The 26,275-nt window shown below is 36.8% G+C and carries 27 protein-coding genes and 1 other annotated feature; of the genes, 3 read left to right on the plus strand and 24 right to left on the minus strand.

Going from position 1 to position 26,275, the window contains the following annotated elements; all coding sequences use genetic code 11:
• Positions 1–2 precede the first annotated feature (2 nt).
• The 7 genes from MHH42_RS22155 to MHH42_RS22185 form a co-directional block, all read right to left on the minus strand.
• The gene (locus tag MHH42_RS22155) at positions 3–950 is read right to left on the minus strand and encodes an ABC transporter substrate-binding protein (protein WP_000748487.1); all 948 of its coding nucleotides are present in this window, start codon (positions 948–950) and stop codon (positions 3–5) included.
• 158 nt (positions 951–1,108) lie between these two features.
• On the minus strand, positions 1,109–1,336 hold the full coding sequence (locus MHH42_RS22160) for a YrhC family protein (protein ID WP_033657341.1): 228 nt from the start codon (positions 1,334–1,336) through the stop codon (positions 1,109–1,111).
• A gap of 123 nt (positions 1,337–1,459) precedes the next feature.
• Entirely contained in the window at positions 1,460–4,066 is a 2,607-nt protein-coding gene (gene adhE, locus MHH42_RS22165; RefSeq protein WP_340894130.1) for a bifunctional acetaldehyde-CoA/alcohol dehydrogenase, read from the minus strand.
• 260 nt (positions 4,067–4,326) lie between these two features.
• Positions 4,327–5,460 carry a bifunctional cystathionine gamma-lyase/homocysteine desulfhydrase gene (locus MHH42_RS22170; RefSeq protein WP_001201921.1) on the minus strand — a complete coding sequence of 378 codons (1,134 nt, stop codon included), beginning with the start codon at positions 5,458–5,460 and terminating at the stop codon, positions 4,327–4,329.
• Positions 5,461–5,463: 3 nt separating this feature from the next.
• Complete coding sequence (locus MHH42_RS22175) at positions 5,464–6,387, minus strand: O-acetylserine dependent cystathionine beta-synthase (RefSeq protein ID WP_001103866.1); 924 nt, start codon at positions 6,385–6,387, stop codon at positions 5,464–5,466.
• An 82-nt stretch (positions 6,388–6,469) separates the two neighbouring features.
• On the minus strand, positions 6,470–7,165 hold the full coding sequence (mtnN, locus tag MHH42_RS22180) for a 5'-methylthioadenosine/S-adenosylhomocysteine nucleosidase (RefSeq protein ID WP_001217044.1): 696 nt from the start codon (positions 7,163–7,165) through the stop codon (positions 6,470–6,472).
• Positions 7,166–7,179: 14 nt separating this feature from the next.
• On the minus strand, positions 7,180–7,818 hold the full coding sequence (locus MHH42_RS22185) for a class I SAM-dependent DNA methyltransferase (RefSeq protein ID WP_000536326.1): 639 nt from the start codon (positions 7,816–7,818) through the stop codon (positions 7,180–7,182).
• 136 nt (positions 7,819–7,954) lie between these two features.
• Here MHH42_RS22185 and MHH42_RS22190 point away from each other — a divergent pair, with 136 nt between their 5' ends.
• Positions 7,955–8,170: a YrzA family protein gene (locus MHH42_RS22190; protein ID WP_000010978.1), complete on the plus strand. Its 216-nt coding sequence runs from the start codon at positions 7,955–7,957 to the stop codon at positions 8,168–8,170.
• A gap of 34 nt (positions 8,171–8,204) precedes the next feature.
• Here the strand turns inward: MHH42_RS22190 and MHH42_RS22195 are convergent, their stop codons facing one another.
• The 12 genes from MHH42_RS22195 to alaS all read right to left on the minus strand — a co-directional run bounded on the left by MHH42_RS22195 (position 8,205) and on the right by alaS (position 20,288).
• Complete coding sequence (locus MHH42_RS22195) at positions 8,205–8,855, minus strand: YrrS family protein (protein ID WP_000897105.1); 651 nt, start codon at positions 8,853–8,855, stop codon at positions 8,205–8,207.
• A 116-nt stretch (positions 8,856–8,971) separates the two neighbouring features.
• A complete protein-coding gene (locus tag MHH42_RS22200; protein ID WP_000702462.1) occupies positions 8,972–10,726 on the minus strand; it encodes a peptidoglycan D,D-transpeptidase FtsI family protein in 1,755 nt (584 codons plus the stop codon).
• A gap of 91 nt (positions 10,727–10,817) precedes the next feature.
• Complete coding sequence (gene greA, locus MHH42_RS22205) at positions 10,818–11,294, minus strand: transcription elongation factor GreA (protein ID WP_000102593.1); 477 nt, start codon at positions 11,292–11,294, stop codon at positions 10,818–10,820.
• Positions 11,295–11,568: 274 nt separating this feature from the next.
• Positions 11,569–12,207, minus strand: coding sequence for a uridine kinase (gene udk, locus MHH42_RS22210; protein ID WP_000537080.1), 639 nt, complete (start codon positions 12,205–12,207; stop codon positions 11,569–11,571).
• 17 nt (positions 12,208–12,224) lie between these two features.
• On the minus strand, positions 12,225–13,505 hold the full coding sequence (locus MHH42_RS22215) for a peptidase U32 family protein (RefSeq protein ID WP_000217962.1): 1,281 nt from the start codon (positions 13,503–13,505) through the stop codon (positions 12,225–12,227).
• Between the two features lie 18 nt (positions 13,506–13,523).
• Entirely contained in the window at positions 13,524–14,453 is a 930-nt protein-coding gene (locus tag MHH42_RS22220) for a peptidase U32 family protein (RefSeq protein ID WP_000742797.1), read from the minus strand.
• A gap of 7 nt (positions 14,454–14,460) precedes the next feature.
• Positions 14,461–15,102, minus strand: coding sequence for an O-methyltransferase (locus MHH42_RS22225; RefSeq protein WP_000389100.1), 642 nt, complete (start codon positions 15,100–15,102; stop codon positions 14,461–14,463).
• Positions 15,103–15,305: 203 nt separating this feature from the next.
• On the minus strand, positions 15,306–16,376 hold the full coding sequence (gene mltG, locus MHH42_RS22230) for an endolytic transglycosylase MltG (protein WP_000572128.1): 1,071 nt from the start codon (positions 16,374–16,376) through the stop codon (positions 15,306–15,308).
• Between the two features lie 218 nt (positions 16,377–16,594).
• Positions 16,595–16,873 carry a DUF1292 domain-containing protein gene (locus MHH42_RS22235; protein ID WP_000392249.1) on the minus strand — a complete coding sequence of 93 codons (279 nt, stop codon included), beginning with the start codon at positions 16,871–16,873 and terminating at the stop codon, positions 16,595–16,597.
• Between the two features lie 12 nt (positions 16,874–16,885).
• Complete coding sequence (gene ruvX, locus MHH42_RS22240) at positions 16,886–17,299, minus strand: Holliday junction resolvase RuvX (RefSeq protein ID WP_001221202.1); 414 nt, start codon at positions 17,297–17,299, stop codon at positions 16,886–16,888.
• A 3-nt stretch (positions 17,300–17,302) separates the two neighbouring features.
• Positions 17,303–17,569 (minus strand): IreB family regulatory phosphoprotein, encoded by a 267-nt coding sequence (locus tag MHH42_RS22245; protein WP_000348591.1) that lies wholly within the window; start codon positions 17,567–17,569, stop codon positions 17,303–17,305.
• Positions 17,570–17,645: 76 nt separating this feature from the next.
• Positions 17,646–20,288 (minus strand): alanine--tRNA ligase, encoded by a 2,643-nt coding sequence (gene alaS, locus MHH42_RS22250; protein ID WP_000811807.1) that lies wholly within the window; start codon positions 20,286–20,288, stop codon positions 17,646–17,648.
• A 40-nt stretch (positions 20,289–20,328) separates the two neighbouring features.
• Positions 20,329–20,547 (minus strand) — a binding site (T-box leader).
• A 237-nt stretch (positions 20,548–20,784) separates the two neighbouring features.
• Between alaS and MHH42_RS22255 the strand changes: the two genes are divergently transcribed.
• Positions 20,785–21,129: a PH domain-containing protein gene (locus MHH42_RS22255; protein ID WP_016109123.1), complete on the plus strand. Its 345-nt coding sequence runs from the start codon at positions 20,785–20,787 to the stop codon at positions 21,127–21,129.
• Positions 21,130–21,171: 42 nt separating this feature from the next.
• Here the strand turns inward: MHH42_RS22255 and MHH42_RS22260 are convergent, their stop codons facing one another.
• The gene (locus MHH42_RS22260; protein WP_000793112.1) at positions 21,172–22,239 is read right to left on the minus strand and encodes an AI-2E family transporter; all 1,068 of its coding nucleotides are present in this window, start codon (positions 22,237–22,239) and stop codon (positions 21,172–21,174) included.
• 176 nt (positions 22,240–22,415) lie between these two features.
• On the opposite strand from MHH42_RS22260, the gene MHH42_RS22265 reads away from it, so the two are divergent.
• Positions 22,416–22,628: a hypothetical protein gene (locus MHH42_RS22265; RefSeq protein ID WP_000242555.1), complete on the plus strand. Its 213-nt coding sequence runs from the start codon at positions 22,416–22,418 to the stop codon at positions 22,626–22,628.
• A gap of 35 nt (positions 22,629–22,663) precedes the next feature.
• Here MHH42_RS22265 and MHH42_RS22270 read toward each other — a convergent pair whose 3' ends face one another.
• The 4 genes from MHH42_RS22270 to MHH42_RS22285 form a co-directional block, all read right to left on the minus strand.
• Positions 22,664–22,792: a YrzQ family protein gene (locus tag MHH42_RS22270; protein WP_001053553.1), complete on the minus strand. Its 129-nt coding sequence runs from the start codon at positions 22,790–22,792 to the stop codon at positions 22,664–22,666.
• An 18-nt stretch (positions 22,793–22,810) separates the two neighbouring features.
• The gene (locus MHH42_RS22275; RefSeq protein WP_000469281.1) at positions 22,811–22,999 is read right to left on the minus strand and encodes a hypothetical protein; all 189 of its coding nucleotides are present in this window, start codon (positions 22,997–22,999) and stop codon (positions 22,811–22,813) included.
• Between the two features lie 127 nt (positions 23,000–23,126).
• Complete coding sequence (gene recD2 / locus MHH42_RS22280) at positions 23,127–25,463, minus strand: SF1B family DNA helicase RecD2 (RefSeq protein WP_340894142.1); 2,337 nt, start codon at positions 25,461–25,463, stop codon at positions 23,127–23,129.
• A gap of 107 nt (positions 25,464–25,570) precedes the next feature.
• Entirely contained in the window at positions 25,571–26,230 is a 660-nt protein-coding gene (locus MHH42_RS22285) for a tetratricopeptide repeat protein (RefSeq protein WP_000066402.1), read from the minus strand.
• Positions 26,231–26,275: the final 45 nt, after the last annotated feature.

The raw sequence follows: 26,275 nt of genomic DNA on the forward strand, positions 1-26,275 counted from the left end.
TATCATTTCCTTACATCTTGTATACTTTTATACATAAAGTCCATAGCTTCTGTTACTTTTGTTCCAGGATTTGATCCAAATAAGTCTGGTGGTAAAATAACTACACGATTTTGTTTTACTGCATCTAAATTTTTCCACGCTTCATTTTTCATCATTTCGCCTTCAAATGCTTTTTTCACGCTATTCGGGTCTCCGTGTGTAATTAAATAAATTACATCTGGATTCGCCTCAATAATACGTTCTACACTTAGCTGTGCATATTGCGGATATTCTTTCATTTCTGGAAAACCAGCTGCAATATTTTTTCCGCCCGTTTTCTCTAAAATGTCACCTGACAGAGATGTTGGTAATGCTGCTAAATAAGTTCCTGGTGCTCCATACACTAGCAATGCTTTCACATCACTCTTTTTCTCATATTTCTTCATTTGATCATTCATTTTTTGATTCAGTTCTTTTGCTTTATCTTCTTTCTTCATTACTGCTCCGTATATTTCAATATTCTTTTGAATATCTTGTACAGAATTTGCAGTAGAAATGACTACTTTCGTCCCTTGACCTTCAACCGTTGGAACATTCTTTTGGAATCCATTGTTAGCAACAAGTACATCTGGCTTTAAGCTAGCAATTTGCTCAAAATTCGGCTGATGTGCATTCCCAATTACTTGCGCTTTCTTTAACTCCTCCGGAAGAGTTAATTTCGTATCTGGACGACCTATAATCTTTCCGCCTAAAGCATGAATAATATCCATATCACCCATACTTAATGTTGCAAAGCTCTCTGGTGTTTTATCGAATGTTACCTTTCTTCCCGATAGGTCGGTAATTTCGATTTTTTCTTTTCCTTTTTCTGTTTTGGTTGCAGACGCTTTGTCGTTTCCCTTTGCATTGCAACCTATTAATAAGAAAAAAACAGATAAAATCGCTGTAAATAGCGTAATAGACTTTTTCATTCTTCCACCTCTAATTGATAATGATAATCATTAACTACTATTCTACTTTAATTGATAAGGATTATCATTGTCAACAAAAACGCATACATTTTCTTCAAAAAAAAACAAAAAGCGCTACAAAAAGATCCTTTCTTTTTGTAGCGCTCTATTTAATACTATTACTCACATTCATTTTCCTCCAACTGGTCACGCATCACTTTTACACGCTGAAAGAAAAAGAACGATAAACTTAAAAATATAACGATGCTCCCCATCATAACAAAAAATTGTATCGTTTCTTTTGCTCCATTCGGAATCAATAAGCCAACCATTAACAATGTGCTTACAGCGAGAAGGATCTGTCCGAACCGAGTATAATCTTCTATTTTCCCTTGTAATTCTTTCATCATATTCTCACTCCTCCATTTCACTGTATCATATTCTATGAAACTGAAAGACAAGTAAATGCAGCCATTCGGGGAGATGTTTTCCAAAAGAAAAAGAGCCGCTTAATTGCGACTCTTTCCTATCTATTCCACACCTTTATATGCTTCCATATAAATTTCTTTCAACTCTGAAATGAGCGGTAATTTCGGATTAGCTGTTGTACATTGGTCTTCAAAAGCCCGTTCTGCTAATACTCCAACAACCTCTTCAAATTTCTCTTTATCGACTCCTTGCCCCATAATACTCATATTAATATTCAAGCTTTTTCCAAGCTCAATAATTGCTTGGACAAGTGATTCCACCCCTTCTGCTGCCGAACTTGCTGGAAGCCCGAGCATTCTCGCTATATGTGCATATCTTTCATCTGCCACAAAGTACTCATATTTTGGGAACAATGCGTGTTTTCTTGGCTTAATAGCATTATAGCGGACTACGTGCGGCATTAGAATGGCATTTGCGCGTCCGTGCGGAATATGGAATTCTGGTCCAATCTTATGTGCTAAGCTGTGATTAATACCGAGGAAAGCATTTGCAAATGCCATCCCTGCAATTGCAGAAGCGTTATGCATTTTTTCTCTTGCTTCTTCATCATTTCCATCTTTATATGCTCTCGGTAAATATTTGAATACGAGATCAATAGCTTTTAATGCTAATCCATCTGTATAGTCATTTGCCATAACAGACACATACGCCTCAATTGCATGTGTTAAAACATCCATACCAGTATCTGCTGTTACATGTGGTGGTACTGTCATTACAAATTGCGGATCAACAATCGCTACATCTGGTGTTAATTCATAATCTGCAAGCGGATACTTTATATTATTTTTCTTATCTGTAATAACCGCAAATGGTGTCACTTCTGACCCTGTTCCTGATGTTGTTGGAATGGCAACAAACTGCGCTTTATTTCCTAATTCCGGATATTTACATGTACGTTTTCTTATATCTAAAAATTTCTGTTTAATGCCATAGAATGATGTTTCTGGATGCTCATAGAATAACCACATCCCTTTTGCCGCATCCATAGCTGAACCGCCACCAAGTGCAATAATTACATCAGGCTTAAAGCTTCTCATCATTTCCGCACCTTTAAAAACAGTTTCATCTGACGGATCTGGCTCGACCTCAAAGAACACTTCAACTTTCACATCATTTGCATGCTTACGTAAATAGTGCGTAACTGTGTCTACATAGCCGTGCTCAACCATTCCTGGATCCGTTACAATAAATGCGCGTGAAATATTAGGCATATTTGCTAAATACGCCGTAGCATGTTTTTCAAAATAAATTTTTGGTGGCAACTTGAACCACTGCATATTCTTTTTTCTATTTGCCAGCCTTTTTATATTTAATAAATGAGTCGCTGTTACGTTTTGAGAAACTGAGTTTTTCCCATATGAACCACAACCAAGTGTAAGCGATGGAATAAACCCATTATATATGTCACCTATTCCGCCTTGTGATGAAGGTGCATTTACAATAAGACGGCAAGCTTTCATACGTAAACCAAATTGTTTTTGTACTTCTTTATTTGTAGAATGAATGACTGCTGAATGCCCTAAACCTCCAAGATTCAACATTTCTTCGCAATATGTAAATCCTTCTTCTAATGAATTCGCTTTTACACAAGCTAATACTGGGCTCAGTTTCTCACGAGATAGTGGATACGCTGCCCCAATTCCTTTAATTTCAGCTACAAGTATTTTTGTATGTTCAGGCACAGTAATCCCAACTAATTCGGCAATATACTGTGCAGTTTTCCCTACAATATCACTATTTACTGCACATGTATTTTCATTTATAACGAGCTTTTCTAATTTCTTTCTCTCCTCCTCTGTTACAAAGTAACAATTATTTGCAATCATTTCTGTTTTGACATCATCATAAATTTCTTTATCGATAATGATTGCCTGTTCCGATGCACAAATCATACCGTTATCAAATGTTTTCGATAAAATTAAATCATTAGCAGCTCGTTTTACATGTGCTGATTTCTCTATATAACACGGTACATTACCAGGACCTACACCTAGTGCTGGTTTACCAGTAGAATAAGCCGATTTCACCATACCAGCGCCTCCAGTTGCTAGAACGAGTGCGACACCATCATGGTTCATTAATTGTTTCGTTGCTTCGACAGATGGTCTTTCAATCCATTGAATACAATGCTTTGGCGCACCCGCCTTCACCGCTGCATCATATACTGTTTTGGCCGCTGCAACGGAACAATTTTGTGCAGAAGGATGAAATGCGAAAATAATTGGATTTCTCGTTTTTATCGCGATTAATGCTTTAAACATTGTTGTTGACGTTGGATTCGTTACTGGCGTTACTCCAGCTACTACACCGACTGGTTCCGCAATTTCTATTATTTCTTCATGAGGATCTTCATGAATAACTCCTACCGTTTTATCTTGCTTTATACTATGCCAAATATATTCAGTGGCAAAAATATTTTTTATGCATTTGTCTTCATAGACACCACGGCCTGTTTCTTCAACAGCCAATTTTGCAAGCGACATATGTTGATCAACACCTGCTAGTGCCATTTCATGAACAATGTTGTCAATCTGTTCTTGTGTAAAACTTTCTAATGCTTGTAAAGCTTCTTGACCGTTATTTACTAACGTATCAATCATCTCTTTTACCTCTTGCATTTCATTTACAACTTTCTCTTTGACTACCATGTAAATTTCCTCCTATTCTGTTATCACGGTCTTTATAAGTCCCTATAGGTCATAAGAAGTCCCGATTAGCGAAAAAAAATAGAGTTACCGTCCTACATGAATCCCATTGTTTGTGAAATATTTCACAAATTTATTCGTGAATAACATTTCATGAATTCAATATACATGAAATCATTTCATTTGTGTATGTCTAATTTGTGAAATATTTCACAAATAAACATAATAAAAATGCACTGCTCCACATTAGCAGTGCATTTTTATTATGCTAGCGCTTGTGCTAAATCTTCAATTAAATCTTCACCATCTTCAATTCCGACAGAGATACGAATTAATGTATCTGTAATTCCTAATTCTTTACGACGATCTGCTGGAATTGATGCATGTGTCATTTGAGATGGGATAGAAATTAAACTTTCGACTGCTCCTAGGCTTTCAGCAAGTGTAAAGTATTGCAGTTTCTCAAGTACTTTATTCAATGTTTCCTCACTATCTACATCAAATGAGATGATAGCACCAAATCCGTTTGCTTGTTCTGTTGCTAATTCATGGTTTTGATGTGATTCAAGGCCTGGATAATATACTTTATTTACTTTTGGATGATTATTTAAGAATTCAGCAATTGCGCGTGAATTCGTTTCATGTTCTTCCATACGAATTCCTAACGTTTTTAAACCGCGAAGTAGTAAGAAGCTATCTTGTGGTCCAAGAATACCTCCCGTTGAGTTTTGTACAAAGTGAAGGTCTTCTGCTAGTTGTGGGCTATTTACCACTACTAGACCTGCAACTACGTCACTATGACCTCCTAAATATTTCGTTGCACTATGAAGTACAATGTCTGCTCCTAAAGAAATCGGCGACTGCCAATATGGCGTCATGAATGTATTATCAATAATTGTTAATAAATCTTTCTCTTTAGCAAGAGTAGATATTTTCTTAATATCAGTAATTTTTAGTAGTGGATTCGTTGGTGTTTCCACATAGATCGCTTTCGTATTTGGACGAATTGCTTCTACAACTTCCTCTAAGTTTGTTGTATCTACAAATGTATGCTCAATACCGAAGCGGTTTAATACTTTCGTAATAACACGATACGTTCCCCCATAAACATCATCTGTTAAAATAACGTGATCACCTTTTGAGAACAACATAATTGTTGCTGTAATAGCAGCCATTCCCGAACCAAATGCAAATCCAGCATGACCGTTTTCTAATACGGCAATCATTTCTTCTAAAGCTGCTCGTGTTGGGTTGCCTGTACGTGAATATTCATATCCTTGATGCTTACCAACTGCTTCTTGTTTATACGTACTTGTTTGATAAATCGGTACGTTTACAGATCCAGTTGAAGGTTCTCCTATGCGAATACCATGAATTAACTTTGTCTTTGCTCTCATTTTTTATTCCCATCCTTTGTATATGTCTTTACTTAAATAGCGCTCACTACTATCAGGAAAAATCGTTACAATATTTGTACCTGGTGTTGCTTTCTCTGCCTCCAGTAAACTTGCATGAAATGCTGCTCCTGAAGAGCTCCCAACTAAAAGTCCTTCTTTTTGCGCTAATTCTTTTACTCGTAAAAATGCATTTCGATCAGAAATCGTATGAATTTCATCAAAATAAGATGTTTTCAAAAATGGTGGAATAAATTCAAGACCAATTCCTTCTGTTTCATGTGAACCAGCTTTACCACCATTTAAAATAGATCCTTCTGGTTCTACAATAACTGTTTTAATATCTATATTTTTTTCTTTCAAATAAGATGCAGTTCCCATGAATGTACCGCCGGTTCCTGCTCCAGCAACAAATATGTTAATCTCTCCATTCAATGCATTCCAAAGTTCAGGACCTAATGTTTTGAAATAAGCACGTGGGTTTGCTTCATTCGCAAACTGACTTGGAGAGTATGAATTCGGTATTTCATTTACTAACTCTTTTGCTTTTGCAATTGCTCCGGTCATTCCTTGTTCAGTCGGTGTATGCACGACTGTTGCGCCTAGCGCTTTCATTAATTCTTGTTTCTCAATACTAAATTTCTCTGGTACACAAACAATAACGCGTAAATCATGTTCTAACGCTGCAAGTGCCAGTCCAATACCAGTATTTCCAGCAGTCGGTTCAATAATTGTTCCACCCTGCGTGACAAGCCCTTTTTCTAGCGCGTCTTCGATTAATTCTCTTCCTAAACGATCCTTAACGCTTCCGCCTGGGTTATAAAATTCAAGCTTCGCAAATAAACGGACCCCTTCTGGAAGTGAAAACCGAGTAATTTCTACAATTGGTGTATGACCAATTAACTCATGAACTCCACGATATACATTCATCGTGTTCTCCCCCTTATTTGCCAATAAAGAAAAGGCAACTGTATGTATTTTCTTTATATGAGACAGTTGCCTTTTTGTTACATTACTTTAACTCTTCTAGTACTTTTACGATAAAGTTTGTAGAATGAAGGGCTGCTTGATCTAAAAATTGATCAAATGAAACATTTGATTCTTTACCAGCAATATCGGAAAGTGCGCGGATGATAACAAACGGAACTTCGTATTGGTGGCACACTTGTGCAACAGCTGCCGCTTCCATTTCTACTGCATAAAGATTTTCAAATTTATCACGAATTGCTGCAACGCGGTTCGGATCACTCATAAATGAATCACCTGTTGCAATCATACCTTTTACAACTTGAATATTCTCTTCAGCTTGCATACATTTCTCAGCTAATGCAACTAATGCCTCATCAGCTTTAAATCCAGGTGGCATTCCTGGTACTTGACCATATTCATAGTTAAATGCTGTTACATCTACGTCATGGTGACGAACTTCTGTTGAAATAACTACATCTCCAACATTTAGAGAATGATGGAATCCACCAGCTGAACCAGTATTAATTACTTTTTCAGGCTTATATTTTTCTAATAAAATTGTCGTTGACATCGCTGCATTTACTTTACCAATACCAGACTTTAACAAGATTACTTCATGTCCTGCTAATAGTCCTTTCGTAAATTCACAACCCGCAACCGTTTCTGTTTTTGCTTGTTCTAATTTGTCACGTAAAATACGTACTTCTTCTTCCATTGCTCCAATTACAGCAATTCTCAATCTAATCCCTCTTTCTATTGCTTAGTTGCCTCCATTACCCAAACGAAATGATTTAATCTCGTAAACGTTACATGGAAGCCATTGTTTTCAAATATAGTCTGCATGATTGGAATACGTGTATAGTATTCCGTTTGCAAATCGTTTGCTAACTGGTGAAAACCTCTTTGTTTTGCTGTTTCAACAGTTTTATCATATGCATCTTGATCTGCAAATATCGTATCAGCAAACACTATTTTACCACCTTTGTTTAGCAATTGACTATACTTCGCAACAGCTACATTTTTTTCATCATCTGTTAAATGATGAAATGCATAGGTGCTTACAATGGTATCAACTGAATTCGGAACTTCAAACGAAAGAAAATCACCTTCTGTAATAGAAAATTCCTTTGGCAATTTCTCTTTTGCAATCATGCGCATTTCACGCGACGGTTCTATACCGTAAACTGTACGACCGGCAAGTAATAATTTATTTGTTAAATTGCCAGTACCAACACCAAATTCTAATACGTTACCAAATGACTTGTTAACTACATCCTCTAAAATGTCCTCATAATGGGCGAAAACTTCTTTATATTGTATATCTTCGCCTTGTACGAATGAGTCGTACGTATGAGCCCACTCATCAAATAAACCATTAAATTCTGTGCCCATAAAAATTCCCCTTTTTCTTATCGGTTTTATCAGTATGATATTCCCTCTTTCTAAAAATGTCAATTGAAATGCACGTGGTATTTCCTTCTTTTCTTTGTTACACTGTAGTTGATTACATAGGAGAGGGGGCATCTTCATGTCATTTACCTTTGAAATGTTAGAAGATAAAATAGAATTTTTTGAAGCGGGAGACTTAGCTTCCTTAGAAAGAAAAATTAGTGAACAAATTGATAATAATAAAGCACTTATGCTTGAAGTTCATCACATCTCGCATCAAATGGTTATGGATCCCGAAAGCAAAAGACCGTATTACAGCGCGGTTGTTCATTTTAAATTAAAGAAATTATGCTAACTAAAAAAGAGAAGCTCCTAGGAGCTTCTCTTTTTTAGTTTAGAGTTTGAACAAGCACTGGTTTCCAGCCCTCATTTTCTACCCAATCAATATTTACATAATATTTTTTACCTGATTGCTTATCTTGTACGTTGCCGTAAGCTTTATTCTTACCGTTATTTCCGATTCTATGAATAACTAATTGCTCTACCGGAACGTCGATTGCAGCGGAAATCGCTTGATTCATCTCATTCCAATCTGCTGTACCTTTGTTAAACGTCATCGCAGGTGTTGCACCTTGCTCTGTACCTACTGGCTTCCAAGAAGGTTTCGTATAAGCATCTGTTGCCTTTGGCTGTGTTTTTTCAGCTGCCACTTTCTCATTAGCTTTCGCTTCTTCTTCAGCTTTTTGCTTTTCTTCTTCAGCCTTTTGCTTCTCTTCTTCTTCCTTCTTCTTAGCCTCTGCCTTCTCTTGTTCGTCCTTCTTCGTCTCTTCTTTACCTTTAGCTTTCTCAGCTTTATTTTCTTTTGTTGTTTGCTGAGCTACCTTTTTATCATTAGAAGACGCTTGCTCTTTTGTGTCAGGAACGAACAATTGATATGCTACAATAGCTACTGCCACTAATACAATAGCGATTGCAATATTTAAAACACCGTTTTGACGACGTTTTTGTTGTTTCTGTTGGAATCTAGATCCTCCTGCCATTCTTCAAACCTCCATGCAGTTTTTCATACTTGCTATTGTAACATTAAATCTAGAAAGGTTGAACATTTACAATAATATTTTCATGAAATGAAAACATTTCACTATGAATTGCAAGATTACTTTTCATTCTCTAATCGATGGATTTCTTCTACGATATCTTTGAAAATGGATGTGACTTTATTTACACTGCTGTCCGTTTCTATATCAACGACAACTAAAGCATATCTTGGATTTTCATATGGAAAATAACCTGCAAACCAGCGATTGACCTTCATTCCTTTCCCTGTTTGTGCTGTCCCAGATTTTCCAGCGACACTTAGTGGCAACGACCTGAATGCTGCTCCTGTTCCTTTCTCTGTTGTTACAACGCCTCTTAATAACTCTTGTAATGTTTTTACTGTTTCATAAGAAAGCTGTTTTCCATTTAATTTATGGTTTTCAAATGTAAAAAAGTCACTTCCATTTTTATACACTATTTTTTTAACAGCTTTCACTTCCATTTTTTCTCCATTCCTAGCAATCGTCGCCATCATATTAGCGATTGCTAGAGGTGATATACGTACATCTTTCTGTCCAATTGCTGTTTGCGCTACCGCTTTTTTACTAGTCTTATTTTCCTCACTCCCCCAGATAATAGCACTCTTCTCCTCTGGCATTTGCTCGAAACGCGATGTATGAAATACCGAACCGTTCCAACCAACCTTTCCAACTGCTCCTAAAGCCGCTACGTACGTTTCTAACACCATCTTATCCTTTTGTATTAGCTCGTTACCTAACTGTGAGAATGCCCTGTTACAGCTTCTAGCAAAGCTCCCTTTAAAACTAAGTGTTCCCATCAAAACTTGTGGGTCGTTTTCACCATATAAATCTTTATTACAATTAAATGTGCGATTCAATACATTTATATTTTGATCAATCGCTGCCGTTGCAACTACTGTTTTAAAAACAGAACCAGGAAAATGCGGTGTTAACATTTGATTTTCAAGTGTAGCTTTATATAATCTTTCGTTTTTAACCTGTAAAGATGGTTTGCTAACCATCGCTAGTATTTCATTTGTTTTTACATCAAGTAATACTAATCCCCCCTTCTTTATTTCACTTTTTTCAATTGTCTCTTCAGCTTTTTGCTGCAACTCTTTATGTAAAGTAGTTTGAATTGTAACTGGATAAAATGGATTTCCTGGCGAAGTGTATTTCGCCTGTTTTCCAAAAATCGGTTCTCCTTGCCGGTCCACTTGATACAATACTTTTGCCTCTCCATCAGTTAATAAAAATTCATCAAAAGATTGCTGTAATCCAGAAATACCAATTGGCGTTTGTTTTGAAATTTTTTCTACTTCTCCATATCGCTTTTGGAATTCTCGTTCATTCTCCCCCACTTCACCCACTAAATGATTTGTCCCTCCAGTTTGTTTTAATCGAACTTCAGCCGCTACAATGCCCAATACATTTAATTGATTAATCTTCTCCATCTGCTCTCGTACTAAAGGAAATGGCTCATTTCCTCTTTGGAGTATAAATGCATTTTTTTTATCTTTCATTTGTATTTTTATCTCTTGTCTCGACACACCAATGATATGCGCAATTTTCTTTAACATGTCATTTTTTATTTGTAAAAAAGGAAAAATAATTAAAACTGGGTATTTCTCTTCACCAATTTCTTTATCATTCCGATCTGTAAAATGTCCTCTTCCATTATCTACTGTAAGTGATTGTGTTCGTTGCGTAACGCTTCTTTCGATTAAATTAATATTTCGATCAGTAAAAGATTCAGTATCTATAATCTGTATTTGGAGTAAACGACAAAGTAATAAAAACATCACACATATAAAACAAATTAAAACAACTGTAATTCTCCGTCTTATTTTCATAAAAAAACACCTCGTCTATTATAGTTTGGACGAGGTGTTTAACCTTTTATACAAATAAAAAAACCACTCGTTTTTACACGAGTGATTTTTATTATTTAACAGAGATAATCTCTACTTGCATTTCTCCGCCTGGTGTTTGAATTGCTACCTTCTCACCAATTTGCTTACCTAATAAGCTCTTTGCGATTGGAGAATCGTTAGAAATTCTTCCTTCGAATGGGTCAGCTTCCGCGCTACCTACGATTGTGTAAGCTTCTTCATCTCCATTTGGTAATTCTTTAAATGTTACTGTTTTACCTAATGTAACGACAGTAGATTCTTCGCCATTATCTTCGATGATAACTGCGTTACGAATCATGTTTTCTAATTGTGTAATACGTCCTTCTACGAACGCTTGCTCATCTTTCGCTGCATCGTACTCAGAGTTCTCAGAAAGATCGCCGAAGCTACGCGCGATTTTAATACGCTCTACTACTTCTTTACGTCTTACTGTTTTTAATTGCTCAACTTCGTTCTCTAATTTTTGCTTACCCTCTTGCGTCATAGGGTATGTTTTTTCTGTTGACATATTTTCCACTCCTTTTATATACCAATCCCCCGAAAAAAGAGGAGTTCCATATGAAAACTCCTCCGCTTCCATTGTTAGCGGAGGTTTCTAGTACCCTTGCACTAGCGGAGTTGTCACATACAACCCCGTATTTCCAATTCTTCTTTTAAAGAAGATATGTATGGAAAGTTGATATAAATATGCCCTCACCTATATATAGATGAGGTTGCATGCTTCATTGTATTCGATAGGAAGGGAAAAAATCCCTTCCTATCGTATATCTTTTACTATGCTATTACAAATTTACTTTTTGTTCAAGAATTGTTGCAATTTTTGTCACCATAATATCAATTGCAACATGGTTTTGTCCACCTTCAGGGATAATAATATCCGCAAATTTCTTAGAAGGCTCAATAAATTGATTGTGCATTGGACGCACAACAGTTACGTATTGATCAATAACTGAATCCATCGTACGACCGCGCTCTTTAATATCACGCTGCATGCGGCGCAGGATACGAAGATCTGCATCTGTATCAACGAATAACTTAATGTCCATCAACTCACAAAGACGTGGGTCTTCTAAAATAAGAATTCCTTCTAAAATGATTACATCTTTCGGCTCAACTGGAATAATTTCTTCTGAACGCGTATGCAATGTATAGTCATATACAGGCTTATCAATTTGCTCATATGCAAGCAACTGCTGCAAATGTTCAATTAACAGATCATTATCAAACGCAAGCGGATGATCATAATTTGTTTTTAAACGCTCTTCCATCGGTAAATGGCTTTGATCTTTGTAATAATAATCTTGCTCCAAGATTAAAATGGAATGACCTTTAAAATGGTCAAAAATCGCTTTCGTTACACTTGTTTTTCCTGATCCTGAACCACCAGCGATTCCAATTACAACAGGCTTATTCGTCCCCATTCGACTACCACTCTTTCTTATTGAAGTATGTTTTTGCGCATCATATTATTCACATACACTGGTTGATCCACTTTGAATTTCACGATTTGCAACGGATGTCTCGCTGCATCTAATTCGTTTCCATCCTCATCCCAAATTTTCTCCACCGTCTGCGTAAAGTTTTCTATTTCTGGTCCAAAGAACTCCACTTCATGTCCTGGTTTGAAGTGATTACGTTGCTCAAGCGTTACGATGCCCGTTTCTTCATTATAATCTAACACTAAACCAGCAAAATCATACGTTGTTTTCTTACTATGATTTCCAAACATTTGCTCTTGATGTCCTGGAACCCCTTCAAAGAATGCAGGAGCTGTATCACGATTTGCACATTTATCAAGCTCATCTAACCATTGTTGTTTAAACTCAAAGTTATCCGGATCCGCACAATACGCATCAATTACTTTGCGATATACAGTTGCTACAGTCGCTACGTAATGGATAGATTTCATACGTCCTTCAACTTTTAAGCTATCAATTCCAATTTCAATCATTTTCGGAATTGACAAGATTAAATTTAAATCTTTTGGACTCATCGCAAAGTGAGCATCTTCTTCTTGGAATAAAGGAAGCTCTTTTGCATCTTTATGTTGTGATACCGTTTGAACTAAGTCATAGTCCCAGCGACAAGATTGACAACAACCACCACGGTTAGAATCACGCGCTGTCATATGGTTACTTAATGTACATCTTCCTGAATATGCGATACACATTGCACCATGGACGAATGCTTCAATTTCAATGTCCACTTTGTCTTTAATTTCTTTCATTTCTTCATAGCTTGCTTCACGAGCTAATACAAGACGATGTAAACCTTCTTCTTTCCAATACTGTGCTGCTTTCCAGTTGGATAGCGATTGTTGTGTACTTAAATGCACCTCAACAGAAGGCGCTACACGTTTACACGTCTCAATAATAAGCGGATCTGCAACGATAATTCCCGTTACACCAGCTTTTTCAATCCCTTTTAAATATTCCTCTAGCCCGTCCATATTTTCATTATGTGCGAAAATATTTGTTGTTACGTATATTTTCGCTCCATATTTCTTTGCAAATTCAACGCCTTCTGCCATATCTTCTAGCGTAAAGTTACCTGCATTAGAACGAAGACCAAATTCTTGTCCACCTAAATATACAGCATCTGCCCCATAATGGATAGCTACTTTTAATTTTTCTAAGTTACCCGCAGGGATTAACAGTTCAGGTTTCTTCACAATAACGCGCTTGCCATCGATCACTCGTGAAATTTCTTGTACAGTCATTTCCTACACCCTCCTCGTTTAGTAAACCGTTTCTTTAAAGAAGAATCCTGTATCTAATGGACGATTTACTGGTTGCATTTCTTCTATTTCTTTATATAGATCATCTTTCACGTCATAATACGCATCACGATCTTCCACACACAAATCAATCGCTTGACGATATTTCTTCGTTACTTCAATAATGTATTCAGAGCTTTTTAGTACACCATCGATTTTTAAGCTATCAACTTCAGCCTCAATTAGTTCCTCTAATTCATCGATGAAACAAATATCATTCGGACTCATAATGTGAGTACCATTTTCATCTTCATAAATTGGATATTTATTGTTACGCTCTGGGTCATACAAGAACATATTCTCTTCATATTTTTTCTTTTCAATGTCAAGATTACGTCCTTGATACTCAAAGTAGTTTCCTACTAACGAACGCTTCGATTGGAACATACAAGTCATACCGTGAATTTGCACTTCAAGTTCCACTTCAGCATTTTCTTTTAAATCAACAATTTCATCTAAGCTAAGCTCACGAGCTAATACAGCACGCTTCGCTCCTCTTTGCCCCCAGTAGTTACAAGTGAACCAATTTGTTGCTGTCGTTTCTGTATTCCAGTGCAGTTGCATATTTGGTGCTACTTCACGAACAGCCATTAATACCGCTGGATCTCCGAAGACAATTGCATCTACATGTACTTCGTTTAAAAATGCAACGTAATCTGTTAATTCTTCTACTTTATCATTATGGAACATAGCATTCATTGCTACGTATACTTTCACACCATTTTCATGTGCAATTTTAACAGATTTTTTTACATCTTCACGTGAAAATTCCCCTGCTAAACGTAAACCAAACTTTTGTTCACCGATCATTACTGCATCTGCTCCTGCTTTCGCAAGAGGTTCGATATCCGCCACCGCTCTTGGCGTTACTAACAATTCAGGTTTCTTCATACCTTGGTCATCCTCTCTTTTTACTAACAGCTACTCCATCTCCAATTGGGAAAATCGTTGTATCATATCCTTCATGGTTCATAAGCCATTCATTGTACGTCTTAATACGACGGATTAAACCACGTGTACGTCTATTTTCAATTTTCTCTTTTGTCGTTACAAGACCATGGTACATAACATTATCTGAAATAATTACGCCACCAGGGTTTAATAACGGTTCATATAAGTCAAAAAAGCGACGATATTGTCCTTTTGCTGCATCAATAAAAATAACGTCAAATGTTCCGTGTTCTTTTACTTGTTCACCCGTCTCTAACGCATCACCGTATATAACTGAAATACGTTCTTTTACTGGGGAACGTTCTATATATTCAAGTGCTTTTTCATATCGTTCACGATTGCGCTCAACTGTCACAATGCGTGAATTTGGAATAGCTTGCATCATACGAATACTAGAATAGCCAATTGCTGTACCAAGCTCTAAAATGCTTTTCGGTCCAATTAAACGTAAAAATTGCAGCATAAATTCCATTCCAAGTCGATCCATAATCGGCACATGATTTTCTGTTGCATATTCTTCCATTTCAAGAATTAATTTATCTTTTGGATCAATAAATGATAATAGGTACTCGTTAACTGCATCCTCCATAAATGGTCCTCCTTATTTACATGGAGAAGTGCCTCTATGACGTCTTTTCACACATAGAATGCAATAAAAATACAAGCCAGCTTTACCCTTAGCTTGTACGTCCCGTTTTGATATTAAAAACGATTCTTCTGCCAGTTTTTAACCCGATATATTTTACCACAAAAAAGAGGGATGTGCGACCTTTTTCGCTATCCCTCCCCATTTCACTGTTTTTTCGTAATATATTTTTGCTTTAATGCATTATGCTCTTCTAATGTTTTCGCATAGTACACTTCACCACTTGGTGCAGCTAAGAAATAATAATAATCTGTTTGCGCAGGTTCTAACGCAGCTTCCACTGAATGTTTACCAGAGTTCGCAATCGGTCCAACTGGTAATCCTTTTACAACATACGTATTATACGGTGAATTCACCTTTAAATCCTCGTATAATACACGTTGCTTATGCTTTCCAAGCGCGTATAATACCGTTGGATCTGTTTGAAGGGGCATACCTTTTGCTAAGCGATTATAAAAAACACTAGAAATCTTTTGGCGATCTGTAAAACCAGTCGCCTCTTCTTCAATCAGTGAAGACAATGTTAAAAGCTGATGAACATCCCAGTTCTTCGCTTTCATTTTCGCCTCGTTTTGAACAATGATTGCATTTGTTTTCTCAAGCATTGGAATTACGATTTCTTCTAACGTTGTATCTTTCTTATAGAACGAATACGTCGCAGGATATAAATACCCTTCTAATGGATATTTAATATTACTATCAAAGATTTTATCCGTTAATAACTTCGGATACTTTTGCTGCATTTTTTGAATAAATGCTTTATCGTTTAATTGACGCGTAACATCATCTTTATTCCACTTTAATTCACTCGCAACCGTTTCTGCAATTTCAGTTACTTGCGCTCCTTCTTTTATCGTCACTTTATACAGAGCTGGACGATGTACATTACCAGATGACATTTGTTCAATGACATCTGAGGCACTCATTGAAGGATTTAATAAATATGTACCAGCTTGTAAATTTTTTGATTTAGCCTTTGTATAAAAGCTAAAAACTGTACCGTTTTTCACAGCACCCTTTTCTTCTAAAATTTCACCAATTTTACTAGTAGATGATCCTTTCGGAATTTCTACTTCAATCTCTTTTTTATTCCCGCTATCAACTGGTCCTAATGCCGATGAAATATACGCATAGACTGAACCACAAACTAAAAGCAGTGCAATAATCGAAAATAAAAAAATGCGTCTACGCTTCTTTTTCACTTGATTCTCTATCAAAACTCTTCCTCCTTATTCAATTGTAGGCCATATGTACGTCTTTCTATACAACACGATGAAAAATCACAATAAACTTACCTATCATTTTTTGACAGATATTTTATTTTTCTACAATCCGTCTCATTATACTACAAAGGATTACACAGTTTCGACAAAAAATCTTTCATTTTACATATAAAAAAAGATGGACTATATATCGTCCATCTTCTCAGTACTTATTATTCAGCTTCTTGCTCATCAGCTAGAGTGTTGAACATTTCTTGTACCATTTCCCACTCTTCTTCAGATTCGATTGGAAGTAAAGTTCCGCCCTCTTCTTCATTTTGCTCATAAGCCATTGCATCATAAATTTGGTCTCCATCTTCGTCTACTTCACCGATTGGAGAGAAGACTACATATGATTTTTTGCCAAATTTTTCAGCATCAAAAGTGAAAACAATCTCACATAAATGTTCGTTACCTTTTTCGTCTACAATTGTAATTTGATTTTCTTCCATTTTGGTCACCTCTTATTTACTATCTAAAAATCCTTGTAAGATTACGACTGCAGCCATCTTATCGATTACTTGCTTTCGCTTCTTACGACTTACATCAGCTGAAATGAGTAGACGCTCCGCCGCCATCGTCGACAAACGCTCGTCCCACATTACAACGTCTAATTGTAACAGCTCTCGTAGGTTTTCTGCAAATTGCTGGCACGCTTCACCACGTGGGCCAATTGTACCATTCATATTTTTAGGTAAACCTACTACTATTTTGTCCACATTGTACTGCTTTACTAACTCAGAAATACGGTCAAAACCAAAGTGACCTCGTTCTTCGTTAATCTTGATTGTTTCCAATCCTTGTGCTGTCCAGCCCATTTCGTCGCTCATTGCAACTCCGACTGTTTTTGTACCTACATCTAAACCTAATATCCGCATAAACTACTCCTCACGATGATGTTTCAAGTAAGACTTCACAAGCTCTTCAATTATCTCATCACGTTCAAGTTTGCGAACGATGCTTCGTGCATCTTTATGGCGAGGTATGTATGCTGGATCTCCACTTAATAAATAACCGACGATTTGGTTAATCGGATTATAGCCTTTTTCTTGAAGTGCATCATACACAGTTAAAAGTACATCATTTACATGGACACTCTGTTTTTCATCTTGAATGCTAAACTTCATTGTTTTATCAAAACCGTCCATTTCAAGCACCTCACTTATATAGTAAGTATAGGGAGAAGAACTTCTCCTCTCCCTACCATTGTACACTACTATCTCTTTATTTTGAAACAGATTTAACGTACTCTTGTACAAATGCTAAAGCTTCTTCAACTTGTGCTGGGTTTTTACCGCCCGCTTGAGCCATATCAGGACGGCCACCACCGCCACCGCCACAACGAGAAGCTACTTCTTTCACAAGTTTACCAGCATGGTAACCTTGGCTAATTAAATCTTTCGTTACGCCAGCTAAAATGTTTACTTTATCGTCATTTACAGACACTAATACAACAACTGCAGACTCTAATTTATTTTTAAGGTCATCCATCATCGTACGTAAGTTGTTCATATCTGCAACATTTACTTTCGCTGCTAATACGTTTACGCCATCAACTGTCATTACTGAATCAGTTAAGTTTCCAGCTTCGATATTGCTTAATTTTGCAGCAAGAGATTCATTTTCTTTTTGAAGTTGTTTCACTTCAGCAAATAAGCCATCAACTCTCGTTAAAATATCTTTCGGATTTGTTTTCATTTTTCCTGCTGCTTCTTTTAATAAACCTACTTGATCGTTCATTAATTCGTATGCAGACTTACCAGTTACCGCCTCAATACGACGAGTTCCTGCACCGATACCAGACTCAGCAACGATTTTGAAAATACCGATAGAAGCTGTGTTATCAACGTGACAACCACCGCAAAGCTCTAAGCTGTAATCGCCTACTTGTACAACGCGTACAACATCACCGTATTTTTCACCGAATAATGCCATTGCACCCATTTCTTTCGCTTCTTCGATTGATTTTTGAGAAATCTCAACGTTAATACTTTCCCAAATTTTCTCGTTTACGATACGCTCAATTTTTTCTAATTCGTCAGCTTGTACTTGACCGAAGTGAGAGAAGTCAAAGCGTAAACGTTCAGAAGTTACAAGAGAACCTGCTTGGTTAACATGCGTTCCAAGTACATCTTTTAACGCTTGGTGTAGTAAGTGAGTTGCTGTATGGTTTTTCACAACGCTACTACGGTTTTTCGTATCGATAACAGCTTTTACAGCCGCACCTTTCGTTAATGTACCTTCTTCCACAACTACTTTGTGTAAGTTTTGACCATTTGGTGCTTTTTGTACATCTTTTACAACAACTTTCACGCCATCAGCAAGAAGGTAACCACGGTCTGCAATTTGTCCGCCGCTCTCAGCATAGAATGGTGTTACATCAAGCATTAACTGTCCTTCTTCACCTGCTTGTAAGCTATCTGTATACTCACCGTTTTTCACAAGTGCAACAATGTTACTTTCTGTTGCAACTGTACCGTAACCAACGAATTCGCTCGCTACTTTAACTTCACCAAGTACACCGCCTTGAACTTGCATAGAATCAACGTCTTGACGAGCAGCACGTGCACGCTCACGTTGTTTTTCCATTTCAGCTTCAAAACCTTTATGGTCAACTGTCATACCAGCTTCTTCTGCATATTCTTCTGTTAATTCAATTGGGAAACCGTACGTGTCGTATAAACGGAACGCATCTACGCCAGAAATAACAGTTGTTTTTTCTTCTTTCGCTTTTGCAATAACTTCAGCTAAAATTGCTTCACCATCATGAAGTGTTTCGTGGAAGCGTTCTTCTTCATTTTTCACAACTTTTGCGATGAAATCTTTCTTTTCCAGTACTTCTGGATAGAAGTCTTTCATTACTTCTCCAACAACCGGTACTAATTCAAACATGAATGGACGGTTGATGTTTAATTTCTTAGAATAACGAACAGCACGGCGTAATAAACGACGTAATACATAACCACGGCCTTCGTTAGATGGAAGAGCACCGTCACCAACAGCGAATGTTACTGTACGAATATGGTCAGCAATGACTTTAAACGCCATATCTTTTTCTAAGTCTCCATTACGATACTTCTCACCAGAAATTGATTCTGTTGCACCAATCATTGGCATGAATAGATCCGTATCAAAGTTCGTAGGTACATCTTGAACGATAGATGTCATACGCTCTAGACCCATCCCTGTATCAATGTTCTTCTTAGGAAGTGGTGTATATGAACCGTCTGGATTATGGTTAAATTGAGAGAATACAAGGTTCCATACTTCTAAGTAACGCTCGTTTTCTCCGCCCGGATATAATTCTGGGTCACTAAAGTCATTACCGTAAGCTTCCCCGCGATCATAGAAAATCTCTGTATTCGGTCCACTTGGTCCTTCACCGATATCCCAGAAGTTTTCTTCTAAGCGGATGATGCGCTCTTTTGGAACACCCATCTTCTCATTCCAAATTGTAAATGCTTCTTCATCTTCCGGATGGATTGTAACTGATAGTAATTCTTTATCGAATCCAATCCACTTGTCGCTCGTTAAAAATTCCCAAGCCCAAGTAATTGCTTCTTCTTTGAAGTAATCACCGATCGAGAAGTTCCCTAACATTTCAAAGAATGTATGGTGACGAGCTGTTTTCCCTACGTTTTCAATATCGTTTGTACGAATTGATTTTTGAGCATTTGTAATACGTGGATTTTGCGGGATTACGCGTCCATCAAAATATTTTTTTAATGTTGCTACACCACTGTTAATCCATAGAAGAGATGGATCTTCATGTGGAACTAGTGATGCACTAGGTTCTACTGCATGTCCTTTTTCTTGGAAAAAGTCTAAAAACATTTGACGAATTTGTGCGCCTGTTAGTTGTTTCATTGTATTTTCCTCCTTAAATATAAAAAACTCCCGCCCCTATAAAAGGGACGAGAGTTAACTCGCGATACCACCCTAATTATGAATTGATTATTATAACAATCAATTCATCACCTCATGGTGCCGTAACGTGGCAAGACGGCAGTGATTAGCTGCTCTCAGGATTAGCTTTCTGTTACCCTTCATTTAAAGCTCCTTTCAGCCAGTGGAAGCTTCTCTCTACAAATGGACTGTAACGTACTTGTTCCGTCATTGATTTAATGTATTATATGACTAAATATAATAGAATTCTCTTAAGTTTGTCAATGTAGATAATCATTTATATTGTATCAATTGTTTATTACTCATAGTTATTCTACTATTCATTCTTAACAGCCTTTCAATATATTATGCATTTATTACTAAATAGGAATCTCCTCACAAAAAATACTTTATACAAATTTCTAAATATTAAATTATTTGTTATAATTAAATTATTAACAATAAAGGAGCGATTACAATGACAACTTTATTGAATCAAGCTAGAGAAATGTTAACAACTGATGAAAAAATTCTTTTTTATGCAGCATGTTCATTAGACATATTTATTTATCGTTCCGTCGCAAGGCCAGGCCTATTGATTTTAACGGACAAAAGGCTATTCTTTTATGGACCAGATGTAAGTAAGAATCCAATATTTGAAGAGTACGCTTTCGCAAAAATTTCTAATCTAAAAGAACAAAAGCGCCTTTTCAGCAATCAAATTGTATTTATGTATGATACGGAATGGAAAAGAATAAAACATATTCAAACAACTGATGTGAGCTCTTTTGTTCAAAAAATAAAAAATCAGCTCCCTAAATAATCATATGATTAGCCCTCTATTTTTTAAATAGAGGGCTTCATTTTAAACATCTTCTCTTTTCCAAAGAGGCCTCACATGAACAATCACTGTACGAATAACTGCTAAAATCGGAACCGATATTAGCAATCCTACAATCCCGGCTATCTCTCCTCCAACTAGTAAGGCAAGCATAATAATAACGGGGTGCATACGAAGCGACTTACCAACGATGTAAGGCGATAAAATGTTACTTTCCAAAAATTGCAAAATAGCAATTGTAATCCCCGCCTTAATGAGTAAACTCGTTGATACCGTTGCCGCAATCATCAACGTGGGAATCGCCCCTAAAATAGGACCAAAGTATGGGATTATATCCGTTACCCCAATAATAATGCCGAGCAGCAATGGATACTTCATACCGATAAACCAAAAAGAAAGAACAGATACTCCCCCTAATACTAAGCAAACAAATAACTGTCCTCGAATATAACTTCCGAGTGATTTATCAATTTCTTTCGCAAGCATTTGACCCGTACTACGCCACTTACTCGGAACTAGTTTCCAAAAGATATGATAAAACTCACCGTAATCTTTTAATATGTAAAATACAATGAACGGAATCAAGAAAATAATGAGCAATGAATCCAGTACACCACGGGCTGTGCTCATAACTTTATTTAAAAGCGTTTGTATCTTCATTTCTACACCAACGAAAATTTGCTTTACCTTTTCATGAATAAATGATGGGAAATTCGCTGTTTGTTCTGTAACGCCATCCATCCAAGAATCATACATTTTTGTGAACTGCGGAAATTGTTCATTAATTTCTTGTAACTGTTTAATAACAACTGGCGTTCCTTTATAAATCCCATAGCCAATCCCGCCAAAGAACAGGATGTAAATGAGCAAAATAGCGAGTGTGCGCGGCATCCCTTCCTTATGAATTTTTTCAATTAAAGGATGCAATAAATACGCAATAAAACAAGCGATAAGAAACGGTGTAATCGCCACTTTACATACAAAAATAATCGGCGCCCATAGTGGCTTGATCTTTAAGAAGACAAGCAAACAAAGAAATACAAGTAACAATAATCCTAAACGGTATATCCAAATGATTTTAAGATTCTTCACACGAAAAACCTCCTCCACCTTTATTTTGAAAATAAATAGGGTAGGTTATGTGCAAAACTTTTAAAATCTTTTCATACAGACCATACTGTTTTGTAAAGACGTACATATACATAACATAACAAGGACAACCATCCCTGAGAATGCAGCATGAAACAATATAATCAGGAGGACTCATAATGGTTTTATTTATGCTCGTATTATCAGCACTTTTTATGATTCTTGAATGGGTTTGTATCGGATTTGGTATTTGGAAAGGTTTCTTTATTCGTTCCTCACGAAAAGAGAGGGCGAAGCAATTATTTCATTACGGAATGCTTGGTGTTGGGTGTTACGGTCTATCTTATCTCTTCTCTGAAATTGGACTTTTATATTTGCATACGAGCGCATAAAAAAACTCCCTTATCATGAAGGGAGTTTTTTACGTTTATAAATAAGATTTAATCATCTTACGTGCTTTTTTCATATTGCGTTTTGAAAATACATCTTGCTTGCGAGCATATTGATATGCTGCAGCTCCAACACCTAATGCGATTAATGAATTGCGTAGATTCAAAGTAAATCCCCCTTTTCGTTATCCGATCGTTCTTTCGTTCTCATCAAATAAATCATCAAGAGAGCTTAATGAACCATCTTCCTCTACTTGATGCGTATGGATTTTCCCCTTTGAAACCGATAATTCGATATAACAATTCCAGCAATAAAATTGGTTGACACCTATTTTTCCGATGTCTTTCCCTTTGCAATTTGGACAAATAAACATATGGCTTTCATCTCCTTACAGTCTCCCAGATTCTATTCGCCATTATGTCCAAACCGCATTCATTTATACATTGCTGGAGCCTTTCAACGTTATACGTTTGAAAGTTTCACTATATAATTTCACCTCGTTACATGAAATCATACGGTGAAATGTTTTCCACGTCCATTTCCTCGCCATTAACCGTTACCATCTGCACCTCTCCTTGTGATTCTTGCAAACGACTAGCTAAAGTCGTTTGACGCATTGCATCGTCAAGGCGATTTACACCGGATTGAAAAGCCGCTTCCTCCCCACAAATAATAAGGAATTTCTTACTTCTTGTAATGCCCGTGTAAATTAAATTACGACGTAACATACGGTAGTAGCTCTTTACAATCGGCATAATAACTATTGGAAATTCACTACCTTGTGATTTATGAATCGAGCAGCAATATGCATGGGTAATTTGATTTAAATCCGGCTTTGTATACGTTACTTCGATTCCATCAAATGAAACGATAATCATGTCCTGTTGCTCAACATTTTCTTTTGCATAAAACACCGAAACAATTTCTCCAATATCACCATTAAATACTTGGCTTTCCGGCTGATTGACTAATTGAAGTACTTTATCACCTCTTCGATACACAACGTCACCGTAGGCAATTTCTTTACTTTTTTCTTTTTTCGGATTAAACACTTCTTGAAGAGCTTCATTTAACACATTAATACCTGCTGGTCCGCGGTACATAGGTGCCAACACTTGGACATCTCTTGCGCTAAACCCTTTCGTCTTCGCGTTTTCACATACTTTTTTTACAACTTCAACAATTTGAGCCCCTGCACAGCTGATAAATGAACGATCTTTTTTATTTTGAGCTAAATCCGGTGGAAGTGTTCCGTCTTTTATCGCATGGGCAAGCTGAATAACAGACGAACCTTCCGCCTGACGATAAATTTCTGTAAGTTTTACCGTTGGAATGGCTCCTGCATTTAATAAATCTTTTAACACTTGTCCAGGTCCTACAGATGGCAACTGATCTTCATCACCTACAACGATAACTTGAATATTTGTCGGAAGTGACTTGAATAGCTGATTTGCAAGCCAAATATCTACCATCGAAAACTCATCAATAATGAGTAACTTCCCTTGAACTGGATCGGTTTCATTACGCTGGAAAGACCCTTCTGGCGTCCAACCAAGCAGACGATGAATTGTACAAGCAGGGAGCCCGGTAGATTCACTCATTCGCTTCGCTGCTCTTCCTGTTGGAGCCGTTAATAATATTGGAAATGGATTATCATCACTGTATTCATTCGGATTTAATGATACCCCATGCAAGGACGCGTACATTTCAACAATTCCTTTAATAACTGTTGTTTTCCCCGTTCCTGGTCCACCTGTCAATAACATCATCGGCTTATGAAGTGCCGTTTGAATTGCTTCTTGCTGAAACGGTGCATACTGCACCTTCAGCTGTTCTTCAATTTCACCTAATGTTTTTAACATTTCTGCTTCAGGAAATGAAGGGGTTTCCTCTTGATTCATAAGCCTACGAATAGACTTTACAACACCTTTTTCAGAGTAAAATAACGATGCTAAGTACACTCGTTCTTCTTCAATGATAACTTTCCCTTCACTTTGCATCATTTCAACACAGCCTATAATGTCTTCCTCAGTCACTCTACCTTCTTGATTATTTAAAAGTGACATCGTTTCTCTTACAAGTTGATCTTTCCCCATATAAACGTGACCGAGCTGCAGTGAAACATTCTCTAACGTATAAAAACATCCCGCACGTACACGGTCATCATGATTACCCGATATACCTAACGCACGTCCTATATCATCTGCTCGTCCAAAACCAATCCCGTCCACTTCTTCAATAAGTTGATATGGATTATTACGAATCACTTCTAATGTCATTTCTTTATATTGCTGATAAATTTTAATAGAAAGCTTCGTTCCAAAACCGTAACCATTTAAAAAGCTCATTACTTTCTCTAACCCTTGATGCTCCACAATTGTCTCATATATTTCCTGTGCTTTTTGTTTGTTAACAACACCATTTAACGCATCAGGATCATCCATAATTTTAGAAATGGCATGCTCACCAAGGTGATCTACGATTTTTTCAGCCGTACGCTTTCCAATCCCTTTAAATAAATCGCTCGCTAAATATTGCACCATACCTGCTTTTGTTTGCGGCAATTCTTTCTTAAACGTTTCAACTAAATATTGTTTCCCATACTTCGGGTGGTCTTTAAAATGACCTGTTAATGTAAACACTTCATCTTCATGCATACGGGGAAAATGACCGTTTATCATTACTTTTTTTTCGTCGTATGTTTCATTCGTTTCAATGATTTTCATACTGACAACGGAATAGAGGTTTTCTTCGTTGTGGAAAATGGTATGAAGAACTTGCGCTTTTATAAATTTTTTCTCTTCCTCAAACAAATCTATGGCATGTTGATTTCCCATCTTTCCTCTCCTTCCCGAGTTCTTTTCACCTTAATGAGCAGTACATCCCCCACCTCTTTCACAATCTTTAGATGAGGGGTAACTGCGCATTAAACTATTATTTCACTTTATTCAGCTTCTTGCTCTAATAAACGAATACCATTACCAGCTAAAAAGTGGTCTGGCTGAATTTCAGTTGCTTTCTTAAATAAAGTAAGAGCTTTCTCGTTATTTTCTTCAAATACGTACGCAACACCTAAATTATAATACGCATCTGCATGCTCTTCATCCATTTCTAATACCTTTTCAAAATAAGGTTTTGCCTCTTGAATATGTTCTAGTCGCGCGAAGCAAAGTCCGCATTGGAAAACAGCTTCTACATCGTCTTCATCTAATTCCGTCGCTCTTTGTAAAAATGGTAATGCAAGACGATCATTTCCAAGTTGCACATGTGTAATACCTAACATAAATGTTACATCAGCTGACTGTAAGCCCGATTGCATTGCTTGTTCAAATACAGATTTTGCCTCTGCAAATTGCTCTTGACCGTAATATACGTTTCCTAAGCCATAATAAGCAGCCGCAGATTTATCATCTAACTCTAATGCACGCTTATAAAATAAAATTGCTCGTTCACTATCACCTAATACATCTAATAAATTCGCAAAGTTAATATATCCAAGCGCATCTTTCGGATTTTCTTCGATTGCTTCTGTAAAATTTTTAGCTGCTTCTTCCCAGTTTCCTTCTTGCATATATTGAATACCTGTTTCAAGTTTGTTTGACATGTCCTTCACCTCTACAACAAATTATAACAAAGAATGTATTTTCCA

Origin of the sequence: Bacillus sp. FSL L8-0099 (assembly GCF_038006385.1) — a bacterium.
In the GTDB taxonomy this organism is placed as follows: Bacteria; Bacillota; Bacilli; order Bacillales; family Bacillaceae_G; genus Bacillus_A; species Bacillus_A toyonensis.

What these genes read in the sequence shown, in the direction of transcription:
- MHH42_RS22155 (WP_000748487.1), bottom strand. Translation starts at nt 950, where the DNA reads ATGAAAAAGTCTATTACGCTATTTACAGCGATTTTATCTGTTTTTTTC.
- MHH42_RS22160 (WP_033657341.1), bottom strand. Translation starts at nt 1,336, where the DNA reads ATGAAAGAATTACAAGGGAAAATAGAAGATTATACTCGGTTCGGACAG.
- adhE (WP_340894130.1), bottom strand. Translation starts at nt 4,066, where the DNA reads ATGGTAGTCAAAGAGAAAGTTGTAAATGAAATGCAAGAGGTAAAAGAG.
- MHH42_RS22170 (WP_001201921.1), bottom strand. Translation starts at nt 5,460, where the DNA reads ATGAGAGCAAAGACAAAGTTAATTCATGGTATTCGCATAGGAGAACCT.
- MHH42_RS22175 (WP_001103866.1), bottom strand. Translation starts at nt 6,387, where the DNA reads ATGAATGTATATCGTGGAGTTCATGAGTTAATTGGTCATACACCAATT.
- MHH42_RS22185 (WP_000536326.1), bottom strand. Translation starts at nt 7,818, where the DNA reads ATGGGCACAGAATTTAATGGTTTATTTGATGAGTGGGCTCATACGTAC.
- MHH42_RS22190 (WP_000010978.1), top strand. Translation starts at nt 7,955, where the DNA reads ATGTCATTTACCTTTGAAATGTTAGAAGATAAAATAGAATTTTTTGAA.
- MHH42_RS22195 (WP_000897105.1), bottom strand. Translation starts at nt 8,855, where the DNA reads ATGGCAGGAGGATCTAGATTCCAACAGAAACAACAAAAACGTCGTCAA.
- MHH42_RS22200 (WP_000702462.1), bottom strand. Translation starts at nt 10,726, where the DNA reads ATGAAAATAAGACGGAGAATTACAGTTGTTTTAATTTGTTTTATATGT.
- greA (WP_000102593.1), bottom strand. Translation starts at nt 11,294, where the DNA reads ATGTCAACAGAAAAAACATACCCTATGACGCAAGAGGGTAAGCAAAAA.
- udk (WP_000537080.1), bottom strand. Translation starts at nt 12,207, where the DNA reads ATGGGGACGAATAAGCCTGTTGTAATTGGAATCGCTGGTGGTTCAGGA.
- MHH42_RS22215 (WP_000217962.1), bottom strand. Translation starts at nt 13,505, where the DNA reads ATGACTGTACAAGAAATTTCACGAGTGATCGATGGCAAGCGCGTTATT.
- MHH42_RS22220 (WP_000742797.1), bottom strand. Translation starts at nt 14,453, where the DNA reads ATGAAGAAACCTGAATTGTTAGTAACGCCAAGAGCGGTGGCGGATATC.
- MHH42_RS22225 (WP_000389100.1), bottom strand. Translation starts at nt 15,102, where the DNA reads ATGGAGGATGCAGTTAACGAGTACCTATTATCATTTATTGATCCAAAA.
- MHH42_RS22235 (WP_000392249.1), bottom strand. Translation starts at nt 16,873, where the DNA reads ATGGAAGAAAATCAAATTACAATTGTAGACGAAAAAGGTAACGAACAT.
- ruvX (WP_001221202.1), bottom strand. Translation starts at nt 17,299, where the DNA reads ATGCGGATATTAGGTTTAGATGTAGGTACAAAAACAGTCGGAGTTGCA.
- MHH42_RS22245 (WP_000348591.1), bottom strand. Translation starts at nt 17,569, where the DNA reads ATGGACGGTTTTGATAAAACAATGAAGTTTAGCATTCAAGATGAAAAA.
- alaS (WP_000811807.1), bottom strand. Translation starts at nt 20,288, where the DNA reads ATGAAACAACTAACAGGCGCACAAATTCGTCAAATGTTTTTAGACTTT.
- MHH42_RS22255 (WP_016109123.1), top strand. Translation starts at nt 20,785, where the DNA reads ATGACAACTTTATTGAATCAAGCTAGAGAAATGTTAACAACTGATGAA.
- MHH42_RS22265 (WP_000242555.1), top strand. Translation starts at nt 22,416, where the DNA reads ATGGTTTTATTTATGCTCGTATTATCAGCACTTTTTATGATTCTTGAA.
- MHH42_RS22275 (WP_000469281.1), bottom strand. Translation starts at nt 22,999, where the DNA reads ATGTTTATTTGTCCAAATTGCAAAGGGAAAGACATCGGAAAAATAGGT.
- recD2 (WP_340894142.1), bottom strand. Translation starts at nt 25,463, where the DNA reads ATGGGAAATCAACATGCCATAGATTTGTTTGAGGAAGAGAAAAAATTT.
- MHH42_RS22285 (WP_000066402.1), bottom strand. Translation starts at nt 26,230, where the DNA reads ATGTCAAACAAACTTGAAACAGGTATTCAATATATGCAAGAAGGAAAC.